The organism is Bradyrhizobium ferriligni (assembly GCF_056837965.1).
Map to the genome: position 1 here is coordinate 18254 of NZ_JBXEJO010000003.1, position 19246 is coordinate 37499.

General features: G+C 62.0%; 20 protein-coding genes. 10 read left to right on the plus strand and 10 right to left on the minus strand.

The window, feature by feature from the left end; translation table 11 throughout:
* Positions 1-48 precede the first annotated feature (48 nt).
* Entirely contained in the window at positions 49-216 is a 168-nt protein-coding gene (locus AC1VNY_RS02105) for a hypothetical protein (RefSeq protein WP_166213789.1), read from the plus strand.
* Positions 201-2756, plus strand: a complete 2556-nt coding sequence (locus AC1VNY_RS02110) for a cation-translocating P-type ATPase (RefSeq protein WP_482403921.1) — start codon at positions 201-203, stop codon at positions 2754-2756. The genes AC1VNY_RS02105 and AC1VNY_RS02110 overlap by 16 nt, the downstream gene beginning before the upstream one ends.
* A 158-nt stretch (positions 2757-2914) precedes the next feature.
* Here AC1VNY_RS02110 and AC1VNY_RS02115 read toward each other — a convergent pair whose 3' ends face one another.
* The 3 genes from AC1VNY_RS02115 to AC1VNY_RS02125 all read right to left on the minus strand — a co-directional run bounded on the left by AC1VNY_RS02115 (position 2915) and on the right by AC1VNY_RS02125 (position 5794).
* Positions 2915-3163 (minus strand): hypothetical protein, encoded by a 249-nt coding sequence (locus tag AC1VNY_RS02115; protein ID WP_482403922.1) that lies wholly within the window; start codon positions 3161-3163, stop codon positions 2915-2917.
* 85 nt (positions 3164-3248) lie between these two features.
* On the minus strand, positions 3249-4811 hold the full coding sequence (locus tag AC1VNY_RS02120) for a bifunctional aminoglycoside phosphotransferase/ATP-binding protein (protein WP_482403923.1): 1563 nt from the start codon (positions 4809-4811) through the stop codon (positions 3249-3251).
* Complete coding sequence (locus tag AC1VNY_RS02125) at positions 4808-5794, minus strand: zinc-dependent alcohol dehydrogenase family protein (protein ID WP_482403924.1); 987 nt, start codon at positions 5792-5794, stop codon at positions 4808-4810. The genes AC1VNY_RS02120 and AC1VNY_RS02125 overlap by 4 nt, the downstream gene beginning before the upstream one ends.
* Before the next feature lie 148 nt (positions 5795-5942).
* Here AC1VNY_RS02125 and AC1VNY_RS02130 point away from each other — a divergent pair, with 148 nt between their 5' ends.
* From AC1VNY_RS02130 to AC1VNY_RS02140, 3 genes are all read left to right on the plus strand, one after another.
* Positions 5943-6416 carry an Hsp20/alpha crystallin family protein gene (locus tag AC1VNY_RS02130; protein ID WP_482403925.1) on the plus strand — a complete coding sequence of 158 codons (474 nt, stop codon included), beginning with the start codon at positions 5943-5945 and terminating at the stop codon, positions 6414-6416.
* Positions 6417-6488: 72 nt separating this feature from the next.
* Positions 6489-6965: a CBS domain-containing protein gene (locus AC1VNY_RS02135; RefSeq protein ID WP_482403926.1), complete on the plus strand. Its 477-nt coding sequence runs from the start codon at positions 6489-6491 to the stop codon at positions 6963-6965.
* On the plus strand, positions 6947-9718 hold the full coding sequence (locus tag AC1VNY_RS02140; RefSeq protein WP_482403927.1) for a bifunctional acetate--CoA ligase family protein/GNAT family N-acetyltransferase: 2772 nt from the start codon (positions 6947-6949) through the stop codon (positions 9716-9718). Before AC1VNY_RS02135 ends, AC1VNY_RS02140 begins: the two co-directional genes overlap by 19 nt.
* On the opposite strand, the gene AC1VNY_RS02145 is transcribed toward AC1VNY_RS02140, so the two are convergent.
* A complete protein-coding gene (locus AC1VNY_RS02145) occupies positions 9688-10104 on the minus strand; it encodes a hypothetical protein (RefSeq protein ID WP_482403928.1) in 417 nt (138 codons plus the stop codon). The two genes, AC1VNY_RS02140 and AC1VNY_RS02145, sit on opposite strands and share 31 nt — an antisense overlap.
* 178 nt (positions 10105-10282) lie before the next feature.
* Here AC1VNY_RS02145 and AC1VNY_RS02150 point away from each other — a divergent pair, with 178 nt between their 5' ends.
* From AC1VNY_RS02150 to AC1VNY_RS02160, 3 genes are read left to right on the plus strand one after another with little or no spacing between them, the layout of a single operon-like run.
* The gene (locus tag AC1VNY_RS02150) at positions 10283-11395 is read left to right on the plus strand and encodes an MlaE family ABC transporter permease (RefSeq protein ID WP_482403929.1); all 1113 of its coding nucleotides are present in this window, start codon (positions 10283-10285) and stop codon (positions 11393-11395) included.
* Between the two features lie 2 nt (positions 11396-11397).
* Entirely contained in the window at positions 11398-12135 is a 738-nt protein-coding gene (locus AC1VNY_RS02155; RefSeq protein WP_482403930.1) for an ABC transporter ATP-binding protein, read from the plus strand.
* A gap of 16 nt (positions 12136-12151) precedes the next feature.
* A complete protein-coding gene (locus tag AC1VNY_RS02160) occupies positions 12152-13261 on the plus strand; it encodes an ABC-type transport auxiliary lipoprotein family protein (protein ID WP_482403931.1) in 1110 nt (369 codons plus the stop codon).
* A gap of 433 nt (positions 13262-13694) precedes the next feature.
* On the opposite strand, the gene AC1VNY_RS02165 is transcribed toward AC1VNY_RS02160, so the two are convergent.
* The 6 genes from AC1VNY_RS02165 to AC1VNY_RS02190 all read right to left on the minus strand — a co-directional run bounded on the left by AC1VNY_RS02165 (position 13695) and on the right by AC1VNY_RS02190 (position 18106).
* Entirely contained in the window at positions 13695-13943 is a 249-nt protein-coding gene (locus AC1VNY_RS02165) for a hypothetical protein (protein ID WP_482403932.1), read from the minus strand.
* A gap of 881 nt (positions 13944-14824) precedes the next feature.
* Positions 14825-15433 (minus strand): response regulator FixJ, encoded by a 609-nt coding sequence (gene fixJ, locus AC1VNY_RS02170; protein WP_028339989.1) that lies wholly within the window; start codon positions 15431-15433, stop codon positions 14825-14827.
* A complete protein-coding gene (locus AC1VNY_RS02175; RefSeq protein ID WP_482403933.1) occupies positions 15430-16860 on the minus strand; it encodes a PAS domain S-box protein in 1431 nt (476 codons plus the stop codon). Before AC1VNY_RS02175 ends, fixJ begins: the two co-directional genes overlap by 4 nt.
* Positions 16861-16970: 110 nt before the next feature.
* Complete coding sequence (locus AC1VNY_RS02180; protein WP_035631256.1) at positions 16971-17198, minus strand: hypothetical protein; 228 nt, start codon at positions 17196-17198, stop codon at positions 16971-16973.
* 1 nt (position 17199) lies between these two features.
* On the minus strand, positions 17200-17556 hold the full coding sequence (locus AC1VNY_RS02185) for a hypothetical protein (protein WP_482403934.1): 357 nt from the start codon (positions 17554-17556) through the stop codon (positions 17200-17202).
* A 403-nt stretch (positions 17557-17959) separates the two neighbouring features.
* The gene (locus tag AC1VNY_RS02190; RefSeq protein ID WP_482403935.1) at positions 17960-18106 is read right to left on the minus strand and encodes a hypothetical protein; all 147 of its coding nucleotides are present in this window, start codon (positions 18104-18106) and stop codon (positions 17960-17962) included.
* A gap of 145 nt (positions 18107-18251) precedes the next feature.
* Here AC1VNY_RS02190 and AC1VNY_RS02195 point away from each other — a divergent pair, with 145 nt between their 5' ends.
* Positions 18252-19001 carry a CBS domain-containing protein gene (locus tag AC1VNY_RS02195; protein WP_482404025.1) on the plus strand — a complete coding sequence of 250 codons (750 nt, stop codon included), beginning with the start codon at positions 18252-18254 and terminating at the stop codon, positions 18999-19001.
* Complete coding sequence (locus AC1VNY_RS02200) at positions 18998-19207, plus strand: hypothetical protein (RefSeq protein ID WP_482403936.1); 210 nt, start codon at positions 18998-19000, stop codon at positions 19205-19207. The genes AC1VNY_RS02195 and AC1VNY_RS02200 overlap by 4 nt, the downstream gene beginning before the upstream one ends.
* Positions 19208-19246 lie beyond the last annotated feature (39 nt).

Genomic DNA, 19246 nt, shown 5'->3' on the forward strand with positions numbered 1-19246 from the left:
CCCCTGCCTGGCGAGCTTCGAACAATGTTGGACCTGTAGGAGAGAGCTATGAGCGTCATCCTTCGTATCCTCTTCGTCCTCGTGGGATCTATCACCGCGCTGTTCGTGGCGCGAGATTCCCTGAACTTTGACATCATTCAGACATTCGTGGCCATTCTGCTCGTTACCGCGCTTTTGCTGGGAGGAAGCTTCTGGAGCCTGTGGCGGAAGACGTGAGTGCCACAGACCGCATAGGACTGAGCGAAGCTGAAGCCACGACCCGGCTTCGGGTCGAAGGATACAATGAGCTTCCGAGCCCTGAGCGGCGCACTCCCATGCGTATCGTGCTTGAAGTGCTACGAGAGCCGATGCTCGCCCTCCTCCTGTGCGGTGGACTGATCTACCTCCTGCTTGGTGATCTCCAGGAGGCACTGCTGCTCCTTGGCTTTGGCGCCATGTCGATCGTGATCACGATCGTGCAGGAGACACGAACCGAACGCGTGTTGGAAGCCTTGCGTGACCTGACCAGTCCGCGAGCCCTCGTGATGCGGGATGGGGTACGTCAGCGTATTGCCGGCCGGGACGTCGTCCGAGGCGACCTCATTATCCTTGGCGACGGTGATCGCGTGCCAGCCGACGCTGTGCTCATCGACGGTCACGATCTGCAGGTCGATGAGTCCCTGCTGACGGGCGAGTCTGTACCCGTTCGGAAGCAGGTGGTTGAGACGGACGCCGTGGCTGAGCATCGGCCGGGCGGCGACGATCAGCCGTTCGTGTATTCCGGCTCGCTCGTCGTTCGAGGCGAGGGCACCGCCCGGGTCACGGCCACCGGGCAGCAAAGCGAGATCGGAAAGATCGGAGTGTCGTTGGGTGCGCTGCAGGCGGAGCCGCCGCGGCTTCAACAGCAGATAGCGAGGCTGGTGCGGCTTTGCTTCTTCGGCGGCGCTGCGGTCAGCATCGTTGCCGTGCTGCTTTACGGGATGTTGCGCGGAGACTGGCTGCAGGCGTTGCTCGGCGGCGTCGCGATCGGCATGTCCATGCTGCCGGAAGAATTTGGTGTGGTGCTCACCGTGTTCATGGCCGTGGGCGCGTGGCGCATTTCGAAAGTCCGCGTGCTGACGCGCCGGGCGGCCGCAATTGAGACGCTGGGCTCCGCCACGGTCTTATGCACCGACAAGACCGGTACTCTGACGCTGAATGAAATGTCGGTTGTCGAATTGCGGTTGCTCGATGGTGCATGCATGCGTCCCGAGTCTACGAATCCGGGTTGCGTACGGCCCGAATTCTCGAAGATGCTACGCTACGGCGTGCTTGCCAGCTCGCCTCAGCCATTGGATCCAATGGAGCGGGCATTGCACGCCCTTGCCGGCGACGCCCGGAAGGAAAATAGCGGACCGGATGCTCACCGGCAGCTGGTACGAACTTACGGACTCCGGCCCGAACTCCTGGCCATGACCCAGGTCTGGCGGTCATCCCTTGCGGAGGAATGCGTTGTTGCAGCTAAGGGAGCGCCTGAGGCGATCGCGCGTCTCTGCGGGTTGAGTCGTGCAGATCAAGAATCGATGAGAAATGTCGTCGGCCTGATGGCGGAGCAAGGGCTCCGTGTGCTCGGGGTTGCGGCGGCCGTGTTTAAAGGCGGCCAGCTTCCTTGCTCGCAAGAAGCCTTCGCATTCCGCTTCCTCGGACTGGTGGGATTCGCCGATCCGCTTCGCTCCAACGTGCCCGGTGCGGTGCGTGAATGCCGCTCAGCGGGAATTCGCGTCACAATGATCACAGGCGATTATCCGGCAACCGCGACCGCAATTGCGAAGCAGGCGGGACTGGATGTCCATGAGGTGATCACGGGGGATCAGATCAGGCTCATGGATGACGTGCAGCTCGCGGAGCACGTCAGGCGTGTGAACGTGTTTGCGCGCGTATTGCCTGAGCAGAAGCTCCGCATCGTGCAGGCGTTGAAGCAGAACGGCGAGATCGTTGCGATGACCGGCGATGGCGTCAACGACGCTCCATCCCTGAAGGCGGCCCACATCGGCATTGCGATGGGCGGGCGTGGAACGGATGTCGCGCGCGAGGCGTCCTCCATCGTGCTGCTTGACGACGATTTCAGCGCGATCATCTCGGCCATCCGCCTGGGTCGACGCATCTACGACAATCTGCGAAAGGCGATGGCTTTTATCTTCGCTGTCCACGTTCCAATCGCAGGGCTTGCCCTGCTTCCCCTGGTTTTCGGATTACCTTTGATTCTCGGCCCCGTTCATATCGCATTTCTGGAGCTGATCATCGATCCCGTGTGCTCACTCGTGTTCGAGGCCGAGCGCGAGGAGCGCGACATCATGGCTCGCCCACCCAGGCGGACCGACAGCGCTCTGTTTACTTGGGCGCTGGTTGGCTGGAGCCTTCTTCAAGGTGCCTTGAGTTTTGCACTTGTCGCAATCCCGTTCGTCATCGCACTTCGTATTGGCATGCCTGCAGATGAAGCGAGAGCCTTGGCCTTCTTCGCCCTCATCGGATCGATTGTTGGTCTTGTCCTGGTCAATCGATCGTTCAGTGCCTCATTCCTGTCGGCTTTCTTGCGGCCAAATCCAGCGCTGGCCGCGATCCTGCTTTCGGTCGCAGGCGCTCTCGCGACCGCACTGCTCTGGCCTCCAGCATCTACCTTGTTTCGGTTCGGTCTTCTGCATCCGGACGATCTGATGATCGCGCTCGGACCGGGAGTGGCGATGCTGGTAATCCTTGAACTGCTCAAGCCACTCTGGGGGCGGCGGCTGAGATCCTAGCCGGCGGAGACATCGAACTGCACCTGAAAGGTGACGGCTGGTGTACTTACCTCACAAGGAACACGTCGGCAACGGCGTTCCACGACGTCAATGGTCGGCTCCAACGAACCGACCTTCGAGGACCGGCAGGCATCAAGATCAGACGGACAACTCGCGTTCTAGCGGACTTTGGCGTTTCGGTTGGTGAAGGTCATCAGCAGCAACGACAGGCCAGAGGCTGCCGCCACGAACGCCGCGGTCCATCTGAGCGTGGACACGGCAAAGGCCGCGTCAAGCCGCCAGCCTGTCGTCGCCGGCTCGGTCGACGCAAGCGGAACCAGATCCGGAAAGTACCAGTTGCATAACAAAGAAACCACAACCGCGAGGATCGCACTAGCGACAAAGAGAAAGGTCAATCGCTGTTTCATGGAAGTCCTCCTTTCGGCGCGAGGATGTTGCCAGACCCGATGGCATCGACCAATTCAGGAGTTTCCCTTAGGCGACTTACCGCTCTCACTGTCCGTTGAATTCGCCAGCAGGCGAGAGAATACAACGTTCAAGCGTAGCCGAGGGCGTGCCGGAAGCCTCCACAACATCCCAATCGATCGTTCCGGTTTCAATGTTGTCTTGAACCAAGACCACGTCTGGCGTCGCGTCCGACGCGTCGTGTCGTCGTGATGCTACGCGATGCAGCCGAGCGGCGCGATCGGCGGTCAGGAAGATGCCGCGGAACTCAGCCTTCGCGTTGCGGGCGACGGCTTCAGCGGCATGTCGCTCCGCCGGCTTGAGAAATGCCGCATCGAGTATGACCGAAACCCCTTGAGCTAATGTGTGCACAGCGTGTCCGAACATGGCCCGATAGACGCGATCGGATGCTTCGGCGGTGTACGTCGTTGCGGGCAAAGTCGTATGCTCGCTCACGTCGTGGAGTTGCTTGCGAATAACGTCCGATCGCAGAACCAGCGCGCCTGGCGCTGGCGCGATCAGATGTGCCATGTCCCGCGCCAGCACGCTCTTGCCGGTGCCGGACTTCCCGCCAATTGCGAGGAGGCTGGGCAGCTCCGGTGCAATGAGCTGGACTGCCGCATCGAAGTATCTCCTCGCAGCCCTCGCAATCGTTGGATCGTGCCGGAGTTGCTGCCGCTTGGTGAGGAGTACGTTGGCCCGGATCGCGGCACGGATTGAGAGAAATAGCGGTAACACGGCAAGCGCCGTCGATTGCGCGGCCCATGCCGCCTGCATATAGCTGTTGAATAGTCTGTTGGCGGCAGCGCGTTGCCCAAACGCCAAGAGATCCATGAGGGGGAATGCCAGGTCGTAAAGGACGTCCGTTGTCGCTATTTCAGGGTCAAATTCGATTGCGTCGAACAAGACGGGCCTGCCATGGATCATAACGATATTGCCGAGGTGGGCGTCGCCGTGGCAGCGTCGGACTTGTCCCGCTGCTGCACGTGACTGCAAGAGCTTGCGATGCCGCTCCAGCTCGCAGTGGCTCAACCCATGCAGCTTGTCGATGCTGTCGCGGGGAAAGTCTGCCGAGCCGCGGAACTGCTCCGTGTTGCGGTCGATGATGATCGGAAGCGATGCGAGCCAATTCGATCCATCGCTGCTGGCGGCGGCCTCATGTGAATCCAGCAGAACGGCCGCCAGGCTCTCACCAAGCTCTGGCCCGATAGCATTTTGCGCGGCCAGGTGATCGAGCGTCTTACTTTCGTCAAAGCGAGCCATTTCGACGGCCCATTCGACAACCTGTCCGGTCCCTCCGATCACGAAGCCATCGCGCTCGCGTGTGATCGACACCACCCCGCGATAGATCGAGGGGGCGTGGCGCTTGTTGATGGCAATCTCGTCCTCGCAAGCACGCCGCCGCTTCTCCAGCGTCGAGAAGTCGAGATAGGGCAGCTTGACCGCTCGCTTGATCTTCAGGACGCGCGACGGCCCGAGAAAGACGATCGAACAATGGGTGTCGATCCGTTGGACCGGCGCGTTCCGTTCGCCGGATCCGGCCATGAACGACAATACAGGCGCCTGGCCGGTGTCGCCTGTGGCCTTGTCGGTTGATGATGTCGGCGTCATCGTGGTTCCAGAACAGCCGCGCCGACGAGCTTGCCGTCGCGCAGGCGCGCGAGCGCTTCGTTCGCCTGGTCAAGGGGGAAGACGCTGACGTGTGTCCGGATTCCGGCCCTCGCCGCCGTCTTGAGAAAGTCGACGCCATCCTGTCGCGTCAGGTTGGCGACGGAGACGATCTGCCGTTCACCCCAGAGGATGTCGTAAGGAAAGCTCGGAATATCCGACATGTGGATGCCGGCGCAGACCACGCGTCCGCCCTTGCGCAGGGCGCGCAAGGCAAGCGGGATCAGTGGGCCTATGGGCGCATAGATGATTGCGGCGTCGAGCTGCTCCGGCGGCGGGTCCTCGGAGGCTCCGGTCAAGCATGCGCCGAGCGACAATGCCAGATGCTGGGCCTCGGTGTCGCCCGCACGGGTGAACGCGTAGACATCCCGCGTTTGCCAGCGTGCGACCTGCGCGACGATATGTCCCGCCGCGCCAAAACCGTAGATGCCGAGTTTGCGGCCGTCGCCGGCCATCACCAGGGAGCGCCAGCCGATCAAGCCAGCGCACAGCAGGGGTGCAAGCTCGGCGTCGTCGCCGTCCTCGCCGAGCGGAAAGCAGTAACGCGCATCCGCCACCAGATGGGTCGCAAAGCCGCCGTGCCGCGTATAGCCGGTGAACAGGGGATCGTCGCAGAGGTTTTCCTTGCCCTCCCGGCAGTAGGGACAATGCCCGCAGGTCGAGCCGAGCCAGGGGACGCCGACGCGTGTGCCGAGATGCGCATGGCCTACGCCGTCGCCAATTGCGTCGATACGGCCAACCACCTCGTGGCCGGGTACGATTGGATAGGCGATGTTTGGCAGCTCTCCATCGACGACATGGAGGTCGGTGCGGCAGACGCCGCAGGCGCTGATCTTGACCCGGACCTCACCTGGGCCAGGTATTGGGTCCGGTCGTTCCACATATTGCAGCTGCGCGCCACGCGCAGGCAGGATCATGGCATGCATGACGGAACTCGCTCAGGGGTCTGTGACCTTCCTTTGATCATGTGACATTGGCCTGGTTTTGATCCCGGTCAACGCCCGTTGGGTGTTCCGGATTAGCTTTGCCTCGCGAGCCGAGACTTAAAAGCCAAGACCCAAACAGGAGCCACCGATGATCAAGGACATGATTCCCGTTGGAACCCAGCGCGCCGTGGCGCGGCGGGAAGCCAATCCATTCACGTTTCTGCAGCAGGAAATCGACCGGCTGTTCGATGGATTCGGCCGCAATTTTCCGCCCTTCGCAACGCCGGTGGCGATGATGCCGCGCATGGACGTCAGCGAGACCGACAAGACCATCGAGATTTGCGCCGAACTGCCGGGCCTCGAGACCAAGGACGTTCAGCTCAACCTTGCCGACAACACGCTCACGATCCGCGGCGACAAGAGGAGTGAGCGCGAGGAGCAGGACAAGGACTATCACCTGGTCGAGCGCAGCTTCGGCACGTTCTCGCGGTCCGTTGCATTGCCCGAGGGCATCAAGGCGGAAGACGTCAGCGCCGAAATCGCCAAGGGCGTACTCAAGGTCACCGTCAAGAAGCCGACACCCAAGCAGAGCAGGCAGATCGACATCAAGACGGCCGCGTAGCCGTCTTGTGGGGGCGTGTCGCTCGTCAAGCAGCGACGCGTCCCCGAAAAAGCCATTCAAAGGGGATTAGCAATGTACGAGTTTCTTCAGGAAACCGTCGCGAACAACATGACGACTTCGGTGCGAAGCGTTGCCCCCGAAATGACCGTGGGCGATCTGTACCGGCTGTTCGCCAAAGACGACTATGACGCCTATCCGGTGCTCCGCGACGATGTCGTGGTTGGGTTTGTCACGAAGCTTGACGCCCTGAAGGCATTTGCCTGTACGACAGATCACATACTACCGCATTATGACGATCGGATGGGAACGACGGTCGACGAGATCATGTCGTCCGACGTGATCGCGGTCGAGCCGGACACAAATCTGCAACGCGTTCTGCAGCTAATGGTCGCGCATCGCCTGAAAAGTCTGCCCGTGGTTGACAAATATCGCCACGTGCTCGGTATCATTGCTCGCGAGGATGTCATGCGGGCCTTGGCGCGCTGCACGAAGCGGCAGGCGCCTCCGCTTGTTCCTTGCGAGACAGCCCGATGTCTACGTTTGGCCTAGATCGGGTTCTTTCGCCTCGATCGGTTGCGCTTGTCGGCGGCAGCTCGCGTCCGTCGTCGCTCGGGTTGGCGGTGCTCATGAACCTCAAGGCGTGCGGCTTTTCCGGCCGGATCGCCGTGGTCAATCCAAACTACGCCGCGATTGACGGCGAGGCGACGTTCCGCGATCTCGAGTCGCTCCCATTTGTTCCGGATCTTCTCGTGATCACGGCGCCGGCGACCGCAATCCCCGGGATCATCTCAGACGCTGCCGCAGTTGGCGTCGCCGGCGCGGTGATCCTGTCGGCGGGCCTCGGGCATGGGGCGGGCTCGCTTGCCGAGACGGTCGCACGAACGGCGCGCATGCACGGCATACGCCTCGTCGGGCCCAATTGTATTGGTGTGATGGTGCCGCGCGCGAAGCTCAACGCGAGCTTCGCAGCCCATCGTCCATCCGACGGACGCATGGCCTTGATCTCGCAGTCTGGCGCGGTTGCCGCGGCGATGGTCGCGTGGGCGGCCGAGCGGCAGCTCGGCTTCTCCGGCATCGTGTCGATCGGCGACCAGCTCGACGTCGACGTCGCTGATTTACTGGACTATTTCGCGCAGGATGATCGCACCAACGCGATACTGCTCTACCTCGAGGCCGTCAAAGACGCGCGCAAGTTCATGTCGGCTGCCCGCGCCGCAGCGCGGCTGAAGCCGGTGATCGTCGTCAAGTCGGGGCGGCTGGCGCAAGGTGCCAAAGCCGCAGCGACCCATACCGGCGCGCTGGCCGGTTCGGATGCAGTCTATGATGCCGCATTCCGCCGTGCCGGGATGCTGCGGGTGTACGACTTGCGTGAGTTGTTCGATTGCGCCGAGCTGCTCGGTCGCGGCTTCGTCCCGCGCGGCAATCGGCTGGCGCTTCTGACCAACGGCGGCGGGCTTGGGATTCTCGCGGTCGACCGCCTGGCCGAACTCGGCGGCGCTCCTGCAGGCCTGACTGCGCGGACGGTCAAGCGGCTTGATGAGGTTCTGCCGCGCGGGTGGTCGCGTGCCAATCCTGTCGACATTTCGGGCGATGCCGACGCCACCCGCTATGTGTCCGCCCTCGACGCGTTGCTTGATGACGCAAACAGCGATGCGGTCCTGGTCATGAATGTGGAGACGGCGGTTGTGCCGACCGAGGCGATCGCCGAGGCGGTGACGCAATGTGTTCGTGACCGCCGGGTCAGGAAGAGCGAGGTCGCCCCGCTGGTGCTCGCGGCGTGGACGGGTACGGATGAGCGAACCGCTACGACTTTTGAGGCGGCCCGCGTCCCGCATTTTCCGACCGAAGATGACGCGGTGCGCGCTTTCATGCATCTGGTGAGATATCGCGAGGTATCCATCGCGCTGGCCGCAACTCCGCCCAGCATCGCCTCAATGTTTGCGCCGGAGACGGCGGCGGCGCGGCGAGTGATCGCGGAGGCGCTGTCCGAGGGGCGGAGATGGCTCGACCCGGTCGAGATCGTCGCCTTGTTCAAGGCCTACGATATTCCAATCGTTCCGACGGTTGTTGCCCGTGATGCCGATGATGCCGCTGACAAGGCTGCGCCGTTTCTGGCTCGCGGGCGTGCGGTGGCGGTCAAGGTGTTCTCCCGCGATATCAGCCACAAGTCCGATGTCGGCGGGGTCATCCTCGGCTTGCGAAACGGCGAAAGCGTCGCCGAGGCAACCAGGGCAGTATTGTCGCGCGCGCGGAGCGCACGGCCGGATGCCATCCTGCAGGGCGTGACGATCCAGCCGATGATCGAGCGGCGAGCGGCACGCGAACTGATCCTCGGCATTGCCGACGATCCGACCTTCGGCCCGGTGATCGTGTTTGGTCGCGGCGGCACCGCGGTCGAAGTGATCAACGACAAGGCGCTGGCGCTGCCACCCCTCGACATGAACCTGGCGCGCGAGCTGGTCGGGCGTACCCGGGTCTCGCGGCTACTTGCTGCCTATCGCGATGTCGGGGCCGTGCCGGCTGACGCCGTGCCGCTAACCCTCGTCAAGCTGGCGCAGATGGCGGCGGATATTCCGGAAGTCGCCGAGCTCGACATCAATCCGCTGCTCGCGGACGAGACCGGCGTGCTGGCGCTCGACGCGCGCGTGGCGATCCGCAAGCCGCCGCGGCTGTTTGCCGGTCAGACCCGGCTTGCGGTGCGGCCCTACCCATCGCAATGGGAAGGCGAGCTCGCCTTGAGAGACGGCTCATGCGTCGTGGTCCGGCCGTTGCGGCCGGAGGATGAGCCCATGGTCGAGAGTTTCTTCAGGCGGGTGACCGCCGAGGACCTCAGGCTTCGCTTCTTCCAGGCGATGAGGAACTTTTCGCACACGTTCATTGCGCGGCTGACCCAACTCGACTACGCGCGTGCAATGGCCTTTGCCGCGCTGGATCCGATTACGGGGGCCATGGTAGGAGCAGTCCAGCTTCATTCGGATTCGCTCTATGAGAATGCCGAATACGCTGTTTTGCTGCAGTCCGATCTCAAGGGCAAAGGACTTGGATGGGCGCTGATGCAGCTCGTGATCCATTATGCGAAATCGGAAGGGCTGAAGCGGCTTTCCGGTGAAGTGCTGGCCGAGAACACCACCATGCTGAGTATGTGCCGTGAACTCGGGTTCACCGCCGCCACTGAACCAACCGACCACCGGATCGTCAACGTCGTCCTCGACCTTTCCCTCCCGGTCGCGGATGCCTTGGGGACCGACATCCTGATCCGGCGGGGGCGCAATCAAAGCGGCGTGACGGCAACCACGCGATAGGGATGCATGCCGTCCGCTTCGTGAACTGAGACATACTCGCCGGGCCGGAAGCGTTCATTGCCGAAATGATAACCGGCTTCGTCGGCCGCCGCGCCAGCCACGTCATAGTGGAATCGCCAATTGTCGCCTGGACCATGCACGAGGTGGCCGAGCTGATCATCTTCGGCGGGCCGCTGACGAACGACGCGGCAGGCGTCGCGATGGGCCTTCCAGGTCTCGACGTCGATCCGCGATGCGGAGTCGAGCGGGGCAACGATGATATAGCCAATCGTCGACGCGCCGTCGCCATCGGGGTGATCGTGCTCGCGTGCGCGCTCGAGCCGAACCTGCCTGAACGAGTGTGGCAATGCAGTATTTTGCAAAGGTTTGAAGGCGGCGCGATTCATCTGAAATCTCCTGAGGACGCCCGAGGCTGCCGGGCAATCTGTCAAATCATAAGGTCGCCGCTTGCCAAGCCGTTGATCTCGGTCAAGCGCATTCCGGGGCACGGTGAGGCCGATTGCGCTGGGTCAAACACAGGCGTCTCCAGCACCTTAAGGTGAGCTGCAAATTGGAATCAGAATCGTGCTCAACGCCCCAGCCCTGATAGCGAATGCGAATGATCCGCGCGTGCTCACCGCATGTGGGGCCTGGAACGTTGCCAATGTCGAGCCGCTGGAGCGGCTGTGCGCGCACGCCGCGAGCACCGATATCGGCTCGATCGATGTACGGCGTGTCACCGCGCTCGACACCGTCGGGGCCTGGCTGCTTGAAAGGCTCGCCCGCGGTCGCGCGACCAGAGCAGTCCTCACCGGTGCCGACGGCCCATATGGCGACCTGCTGGAAGAGGTGCGGGGACTGAATCGCTCCGGCCGCGCCGAACGCAGACCGGTCAACCCCGTGCTGCAGAAGCTTGATCAACTCGGCCGCGGCAGCAGGCGGCTGGCATCCGAGTCGGCGGCATTCCTACATATGCTCGGCGCCTTCAGCCTAGCGCTGCTTGGCATTTTCAGGCATCCGCGATCGTTCCGATTGACGTCGACCGTCTATCAGCTCGGCCGGGTGGGCTGGCAGGCGGTGCCGATCATGGTGCTGATCACGTTCCTGATCGGTGCCATCATCGCCCAGCAGGGCATCTTCCATTTCCGCCGCTTTGGCGCGGAATCCTATGTCGTGGACATGGTTGGCATCCTCGTGCTGCGCGAGATTGGCGTGCTGATCGTGGCCATCATGGTGGCCGGACGATCCGGCAGCGCCTATACGGCCGAGATCGGTGCGATGAAGATGCGCGAGGAGATCGACGCGCTCAGCACCATGGGGCTCGATCCTGTCGCGGTGCTGATCCTGCCACGAATCCTGGCGCTGGTGGTGGCGCTGCCGATCCTCGCCTTTCTCGGCTCGCTCGCGGCGCTCTATGGCGGCGGGCTCATCGCGTGGCTTTATGGCGGCATGAGTCCGGCGATCTTCATTGCACGCCTCCATGACGCGGTTTCGGTCACTCATTTCGAGGTCGGGATCATCAAGGCGCCGTTCATGGCGCTCGTGATTGGGCTTGTCGCGGCCGTCGAGGGATTGAGCGTCAAGGGCAGCGCGGAGTCGTTGGGGCAGCAGACGACAGCATCGGTCGTAAAATCGATCTTCCTGGTGATCGTGCTCGACGGGTTGTTCGCGGTCTTCTTCGCTTCGATCGGGATGTAGCCATGGCCGACACGCCAGCGATCCAAATTAGCGACCTCGTGGTCGGTTTCGGCGAGAAGATCATCCTCGATCATCTCGATCTCGACGTGAACGACGGCGAAATTCTCGGCCTCGTGGGCGCGTCTGGCGGCGGAAAGTCGGTGCTGATGCGGACATTGGTTGGCTTACTTCCGAAGCGGAGCGGACAGATCGATTTCGCAGGCGACAGCGATGACGAGCGCCGCTGGGGCGTGCTGTTCCAGCAGGGGGCGCTGTTTTCGGCCCTGACGGCTCGCCAGAACATCCAGTTTCCGCTGCGCGAGCGCGCACGGCTGTCGCCGGGGCTGCTGGACGAAATTGCGGACGCGAAGCTCGAGATGGTTGGCCTGAAGCGCGAAGACGGGGACAAGTATCCGTCCGAGCTCTCGGGCGGCATGACCAAGCGGGTTGCGCTCGCGCGGGCGCTGGCGCTCGACCCCTCGCTCCTATTTCTCGACGAGCCAACCTCCGGTCTCGATCCCATCGCCGCGGGAGAATTCGATGCCCTGATCCGGACGCTGCACCGGACGTTGCGCTTCACCGTGTTCATGGTGACACACGACCTGAACAGCCTGCAGGCCATCTGCGACCGCGTCGCCGCGCTCGCCGACGGCAGGATCGCGGCAATCGGGCGGCTGTCATCGGTGCTCAAGTCCGATCATCCCTGGGTCCAGGCCTACTTTCATGGTGCCCGGGCGCAGAAGCTGGGCCTCGGCAATTAGGCAGAGAGAGACGCATATGGAAATCCGCGCGCCCTACATCGTCGTTGGTGCATTCGTGTTATCGGCGATCGTCGCTGTGTTCGGCTTCGTTTACTGGCTGAACAATGTCGGGGGGATCGGGAAACGGCAGACATATCAGCTGGTTTTCGCCGATCCGGTGCCGGGTCTGCTCGTCGGGGCAGGCGTCCTCTTCAATGGAATCCGCGTTGGCGAAGTGACCGCGCTTGAGCTGGTTCCGGACCGTCCGCGCGAGGTTCACGCCACGATCGCAGTCGCCGAGCGCACGCCGGTGCATAGCGATACACGCGTCGGCCTCGATTTCCAGGGACTGACTGGCGTGCCGGTGATCGCGCTGGAAGGCGGCGATGATCCCCAGGCGCCGCCGGCGCGTGAACCGCTGGTGGCCGAAAAGGGGGCCGGGCGGAGCATGACGCAGGCCGCCCGCGATGCACTACGCCGGGTCGATGCCGTGCTATCCGAGAACGCCGCGCCGCTGCACAGCACGATCGACAATCTCAGCACGTTCGCCGAAGGACTCGCGCGCAATACGCCGAAGCTCGATGGCATCGTGACCGGGCTGGAACGCATGACCGGCGGCGGTGCGCCTGCGCCGCGCAAGGTGGCGTATGACCTTCACGCGGTGGACAGCTTTGGAGCGCAACGCCATGCGAATCTGCCCGAGCAGCTGGTCATGGCGGAGCCGACCGCGATCGCCCGCCTCCAGACCCAGCGCTTTTTGTTCACGCCGGATGAGGAAACTCAGGGATTCGACGGTGCGCAGTGGAGCGATAGTCTCCCTTTGCTGGTGCAGACGCGGTTGCTGCAGAGCTTCGAGAATTACGACGTCAAGCATGCGCCACTGCGCGCCGACAGCGGCGTAGAAGGCGCGCCGCGTCTCCTGATAGACCTGCGCCGTTTCGAAATTGCTCAGGGACCTCAACCGCGCGCGACGATCTCCTTCTCCGCGAAGATCGTGGATCGAAATGGTCAAGTAAAGGCCGCAAAGCTTCTTGAGGGATCTGAAGGAATTAACTCGCTCACACCGTCTGAGGCGGCAGCCGCATTCGATCGAGCCTTCGGCGCCCTCGCGCGCGAGCTTGTGATGTGGGTCGCGGCGACGGACTGAATCAGATCGTTACAGCGGTCTCTCAACGATTGTCCTGGATCAGACTTGCTCGCGGCTGCCGCCAAGCCAAAGGCGATGCGAACTAGCAGTTCGGGATCAGCAGGCTGCGGCAGTGCCGCGCAATACTGACTTCCTCGTTGCTCGGAATGATCAGTACATCGACCGGACTGCCCATTCGCGGGGATGCGTTGTTCGCCCTGCGCATTTGCGGCCGCAGGATCGTGGCTTGCCGGCAGAGCGGCGAGCTCCACTAAGCGCTGGTTCACGCATATGGCGCAGTGTTCGACAAAAAGATGCCCGGCAAGAGCCGGGCATTGAATATCGATACAACCCCAGGGAGGAGAGGTCGATCATCCTAATAGTTCTCTTCAAGCACGCTATGGCGGACGACGATTTGAGCTAGCGCAATAAGAAGTGTGATTTTTACTGGGAGTCAGGAAAAGAACCGTTCCTGCTCCAAGTCGTTTGGTACCATCCCATATGTCCGCAGCACGGTAGTTTTCATGCCCGGATGGCCGGTACGGACGACTGCCGCAGCACCAGCGTGGCCGAACGTCTTCCATAAGTGCTTGGCGTGCTCAATCGCCGCGGCTGGGCTGGCGCACTTGGCCTGCTGGCCCGGAACGAGTTCGCCATCGGTCCGATCGTACGGCAGGGCAATGAAATGCGTGATCTCGTCCATTGATGCCCCTTTTTCGTTCGACTGACTTCACCCAGCAAAGCATTGTGCGATGACACTTATCTTGATCCGCCTCAGCTCACCTTGTTTGATCCGGATCAAGGCGGAATAGGTGCATCTTGGTTGTTGTTTATGGGCTCGAAAGGAAGCTTTGCTTGCCATTGGGCTTCCTCCTCCCGAACTTAAACTAGGTCATGGTGATGGGAAGCGTCGTGCACTTTCCGGAATCGCACCGGGCGAACTACGAAGAGGTCGCGTCCGGAGCGGACTTTCGCCAGTCCGTCCGTCGAGTGCTATTGATGCTCGAACTGCAACTGCTCCAGATCAGCGGCTTGGTCGCTGTGTGTCCGGCCGGAGCGGCCCAGGACGAAGCTGCAGCAGCAGCACGATCAGCTACTCGGTCGCCTCGCGGCCGTGCGACAGCATGCGCGAGCGTTGATCGGCGATTGACGTCGCCCCACATTGCGGGCGTCACCTGTCGTCAGAACGCAACATTGCAACGGATTGACGATAGATCGTCCTGCTCGTCGCCATGCGAAGAAGAACCCCGCTGCAGGATTCCGGTAGGAGAGGGTACGCGAGTTAAATCTCGCGGCCCAATGGTCTGTGCCGGCCGCTCTCAGGCGAGCCCATATTGCTTCGCCCATGCCCAGGTCAGATCGGGAAGCCCGTTTGCAGCAAATCGGTTGGTGAAACGCGATGAATTTCAGGGTCTCTCTTGCACAGCGCACCTACGCAATTGTTGAGCTCAGCTTTTGCGGGTTGACCGGACTGGCCGTTATCCAGGCAAGCAATCTGGCAGATGCCTTGCGCGGGCAGCGGCAGAGCGAGTCGAGACACGTTACTCAACTGGCTCTTGGTATTTGCGCAGGAGGAGCATGCGTCTAGAGCCCGGCAGCGATCGCGATCCGCATCAATTCCGACATGCTGCGCACATTGGTCTTGGCCATCAAGTTAGCCCGGTAAACCTCGACTGTTCGTGGGCTGATGCCAAGGTCGTGGGCGATCACTTTGTTGATCTTGCCCGCCACGAGCCCCCGCAGAACGTCACGTTCGCGCGGCGAGAGATCCACCAGGCGAGCCTCGGCCTCGCGCTTGACCGTACCGTCGGCGGGGGCCGCCGACTGCATTTGCAACGCTTCGCCGATTGCACGCAAGAGCGCCTCGTCCTCGAACGGTTTTTCGATGAAGTCAACCGCGCCTGCCTTCATCGCCTCGACCGCGAGTGCGACGTCTCCATGGCCAGTCATCAGAATGACGGGACATGCGACTGCGTCGGCCTTGAGTTTGCGGACCAATTCGAGGCCGCTCATGCCCGGCATACGGATATCAGATACAATGCAGTCGACTGTTCTGCCGGCGAGATGATCGAGAAAATCGGTTGCCGTCTCATAAGAGGTTACGGCAAAGCCGTTGACGTCAAGAAGGAAGGCCAGTGAGTCTCGCATAGCTGGATCATCGTCGATCACGAGAATTGTACGCCGCGTTGTCATGCTTCTTCTCCGTCCTCCGCGAACGGGAGGATGAACTGAAAAACCGTGCCGCCACCAGCGTTTGGCGTCACATCGATGCGTCCGCCATGGGATTCGATGATGGTCCGGCAGATCGAGAGGCCGACACCCATGCCATGCTCCTTGGTCGTGATAAAGGGCTGAAATAAACGGTCGGCGATATCGGGGCTAATGCCCGGGCCGGTATCGGCGATAGTGAACGTCGCAACACCGTTAGTGTTGGCGACGCCGACGGTCAATTCGCGGCGCGGGCCCGAGGCCATCGCCTCGATCGCGTTGCGAACCAGGTTGAGCACGACCTGCTGAATCTGTATTTTGTCGACGATGATCGGGGGCATGTCCCGGTCGCTGCGGATCGCCACCCGGACGCCCTGCTCCTTGGCGCCGAGCAGCGCTAATGCGACAGCCTCTTCGAGCAGGGTGGCCGGGCTCTCCAGGGATTGCTGGGTCTCGCCCTTCGCGACAAATTCGCGCAGACGCTTGATGATGTCGCCGGCCCGTAGGGCTTGCTGCGCGGCCCGCTCGAGCGCATCCCGAATTCGGGTAGCATCCGGTATTTCCGACGCCAGCAGCGCCTTCGCACCGCGCATGTAGTTCGTGATGGCTGACAGCGGCTGGTTGATCTCATGCGCGATTGAGGACGCCATCTCACCCATAGCGGTCAATCGCGACACATGAACCAGCTCGGACTGCAGCTCCTGAAGCCGCCGTTCCTGCGCCCGACGCTCGGTGAGATCGCGGATAAAGCCGGTGAAGAAGCGTTCTCCGCGTACCTTAGCCTCGCCGACGGCGAGCTCCATCGGAAACGTCGAGCCGTCACTCCGTTCTCCGACCACGATGCGGCCGATGCCGATGATGCGCCGTTCGCCGGTCGTAAGGTATCGCTCGAGATACCGGTCGTGCTCGCCGCGATACGGCTGTGGCATCAGACTCGAAACGTTCGTTCCGACGACCTGGTCCGCTTTCCAGCCAAACAGGCGCTCGGCTGCAGCGCTGAAGGAGCGAATAATGCCGTGATCGTCGATGACAATCATCGCATCAGGGACCGTGTCGAGGATCGACTGCAGATGGGCCTGGCGATTTCGCGCCTGATCGCTCTCCTTCAGTAGCCGGTCACCCATAAAGCCAAGGATCGGACCGAGGACAGCAAAACAGGCGATATCGATCAGATTCGCAGGCTCAGTGACCAGGCTCCTGCCGAGGAATTTGGCGCTGATGACGAGGCAGAGCAGGGTGGTGAGGATCGCCGGACCGCGGCCGCCGGCGAACGCGGCAAACAGCACGGCGGGGACAAAGATGATCGTGAAGGTCCGGTCTTCGAGATAGTTATCGAGCCCCGCGCGCACCGCGAATACGAGCGCGGCCGCTGCCGCGGCAGTGCCATAGCGGTACCAGATGCGGTCGGACATATTCCCCCGGCAAAGCCCTCAAATCCGCTTCGACAGTACAACGTTCAGGTACCTGAAGCCAACCGTCGCTCTGATGGGCACGTCTTCGGCGACCTTGACCAGGAATCTGCTCATTTGCCCCAAGCGCGCCAATGCGTCGGCTGCACCAGGATGCGTTCGACGGTCCCCGCCTTCATCCAGCCGCCCAGGATGCGGCGGCAGGGGAAGACGAGCTTGTGAATTGCGTTACCTTCGATGACGGCGAGTTCAAGGTCTCGATCGAAGGGGGCTGTCGCGACCCCCTTCCATGTCTCGCTGACGCCGGCCCTTGGGCGCTCTGGAGCGTCGGGTGCCGGCATGTCAGGCGGCCTTCTGAGTAGCCTCGTCGACACTGCTGGTCTTTCGTGCAAACAGGTTCAGCTCGATCGTGCCCAGGGAACGCGCGGTCTCGATCGCGTACGTCGCGTCGTTGGTGCTACGCGCGGTAACGCCCTTGGCCCAGTCCTGCAGCGCTGTGATCTTCTCGGCGACCGAGGCGGTGGAATTGAACCTGCGGAAGAGTTCCCAGGCCTCGTTCGCTTCGATTTGCATCTGCTCGAACCAGTGCCGGTTTGCCTCGACCAGTTTCTCCGAGAATTCCGACTGGACGGCCATCGCGCGCTTCGCATAGCTCTGGATGGCGTCGGAGACGGGACGGGCTTCGCTGTGGTCTGTCATGTTCAACCTCCTTCGTTGAGGAAGGCTTTTCTTTCCACACGTCCGGCACTTGCGTGTTGATGTGCGTCAACTCGATAGCCTTCCGGATCGCACGGTTCTGGTGATCGAGTTAGCCGCGCTTGGGATCGACGACTGCGCCGGTTCGCAGGTTGATGAAGTGGATGCCATCACAAGCGGCGCAGGAGATCGAATGCAGATCGTCAGTCAGAGGTCCGGACGGGTCATCGGGAAGCAGGCCTTGGACGCGATCACCGGTAGTCGGACACGAGAAGATAATGGGGCGTAAAGCCGTTCTGTCTGCCATTTGCACAATCCTGACGGAGCGGCATCGTCTGGCGGGGCGCGCCGTGCCGCATTGATGCACGTCAAAAATCCGGTGCACGGTCGAGGCGGCGCCGGCGGCCTAGAACGGGCGACGGCGATGGTGCCGAGCAAGGCCGGATCCGGCCGGCTGGCTGAGCGAAGGCCGCTTTGCCTGCAAGATCATCCGGACGAGGGCCACGACAACGATCGCGAGCGCTCCGAGCGAGGCGAGCAGATTCTGCAGCATGATTTTGTTCTCCTGACTAACTGCCAATATCTTCGATCATCGGTCGTGGCGCCTTGATTCCCGACAAGCGCGGGCATTGAGAAGGATCAAGATGAACGGGCCGATCATGTGCGAGCTTGCTGCGGGCATTGAAAGGAGAGCGGCAATGCGCGCACACCAGATCATGGCGAGACATCTCATTACTGTTGGAGCCGAGACCTCCATTGTCGAGGCCGCCAAGTTGATGATGGATCATCATGTCAGCGGCCTGCCGGTGGTCGATTCGGCTGGAAGACTGGTCGGAATCCTGTCGGAGAGCGACTTTTTGCGGCGAAGCGAGATCGGCACGCAACGCCGGCGTAGCCGCTGGCTTCAGTTCCTTCTCGGCCCCGGCTATGCAGCTGCGGACTTTGTCCACGAGCGCGGGCGGAAGGTCGGAGAGATCATGTCGTGTGATCCCGTCACCGTGACGGAAGAAGCGCCGCTGCCTGATCTTGTCGATCTCATGGAGAGGATGGGGGTCAAACGGCTGCCGGTGATGCGCGAGGGGCGCCTCGTTGGCCTCGTGACACGTGCCGATCTGCTGCGGGCAGTCGCGTCTATTGCGCACCAGATCCCGGATCCTACGGCGGATGACAAGCACATCCACGATCGCATCGTGCGGGTCCTCGACGGTGCAAATTGGTGTCCGCTCGGGCTACAGGTCTCGGTGCGCAACGGCGAGGTGCACCTCTGTGGGGTCATCACGGACGAGCGGGCGAGGCAGGCTGCGATTGTCGCCGCGGAGAATGTCGCCGGCGTCAAGGAAGTGCACGATCATCTGCGCTACATCGACACCTATTCCGGCTTCTATATCCAATCCGCGGAAGACGAACGAGCAGCTGCAGCGAAAGCACCAAAGGAAACGGCAGGATGATCGTTCGCCCCGCGATCATTCTGATCCCGCTGATCGCGACTGCGGTGGTTAGCGCCGATGTCGTGAGCTTCGCCGCAACATTGATGACGATCTTTGTAATCGTGGGCTTCGCGGTCACTGCCGCAGGATGGACCGTCGACGGCGGGACGACGTCAATACCGGCAGTCCGGCCGTCATCCGCAGACTGGACATCTCACCACAAATAGCACCTCGTCCGGTCTGGTCTCAGTGCCCGATGATGAGAG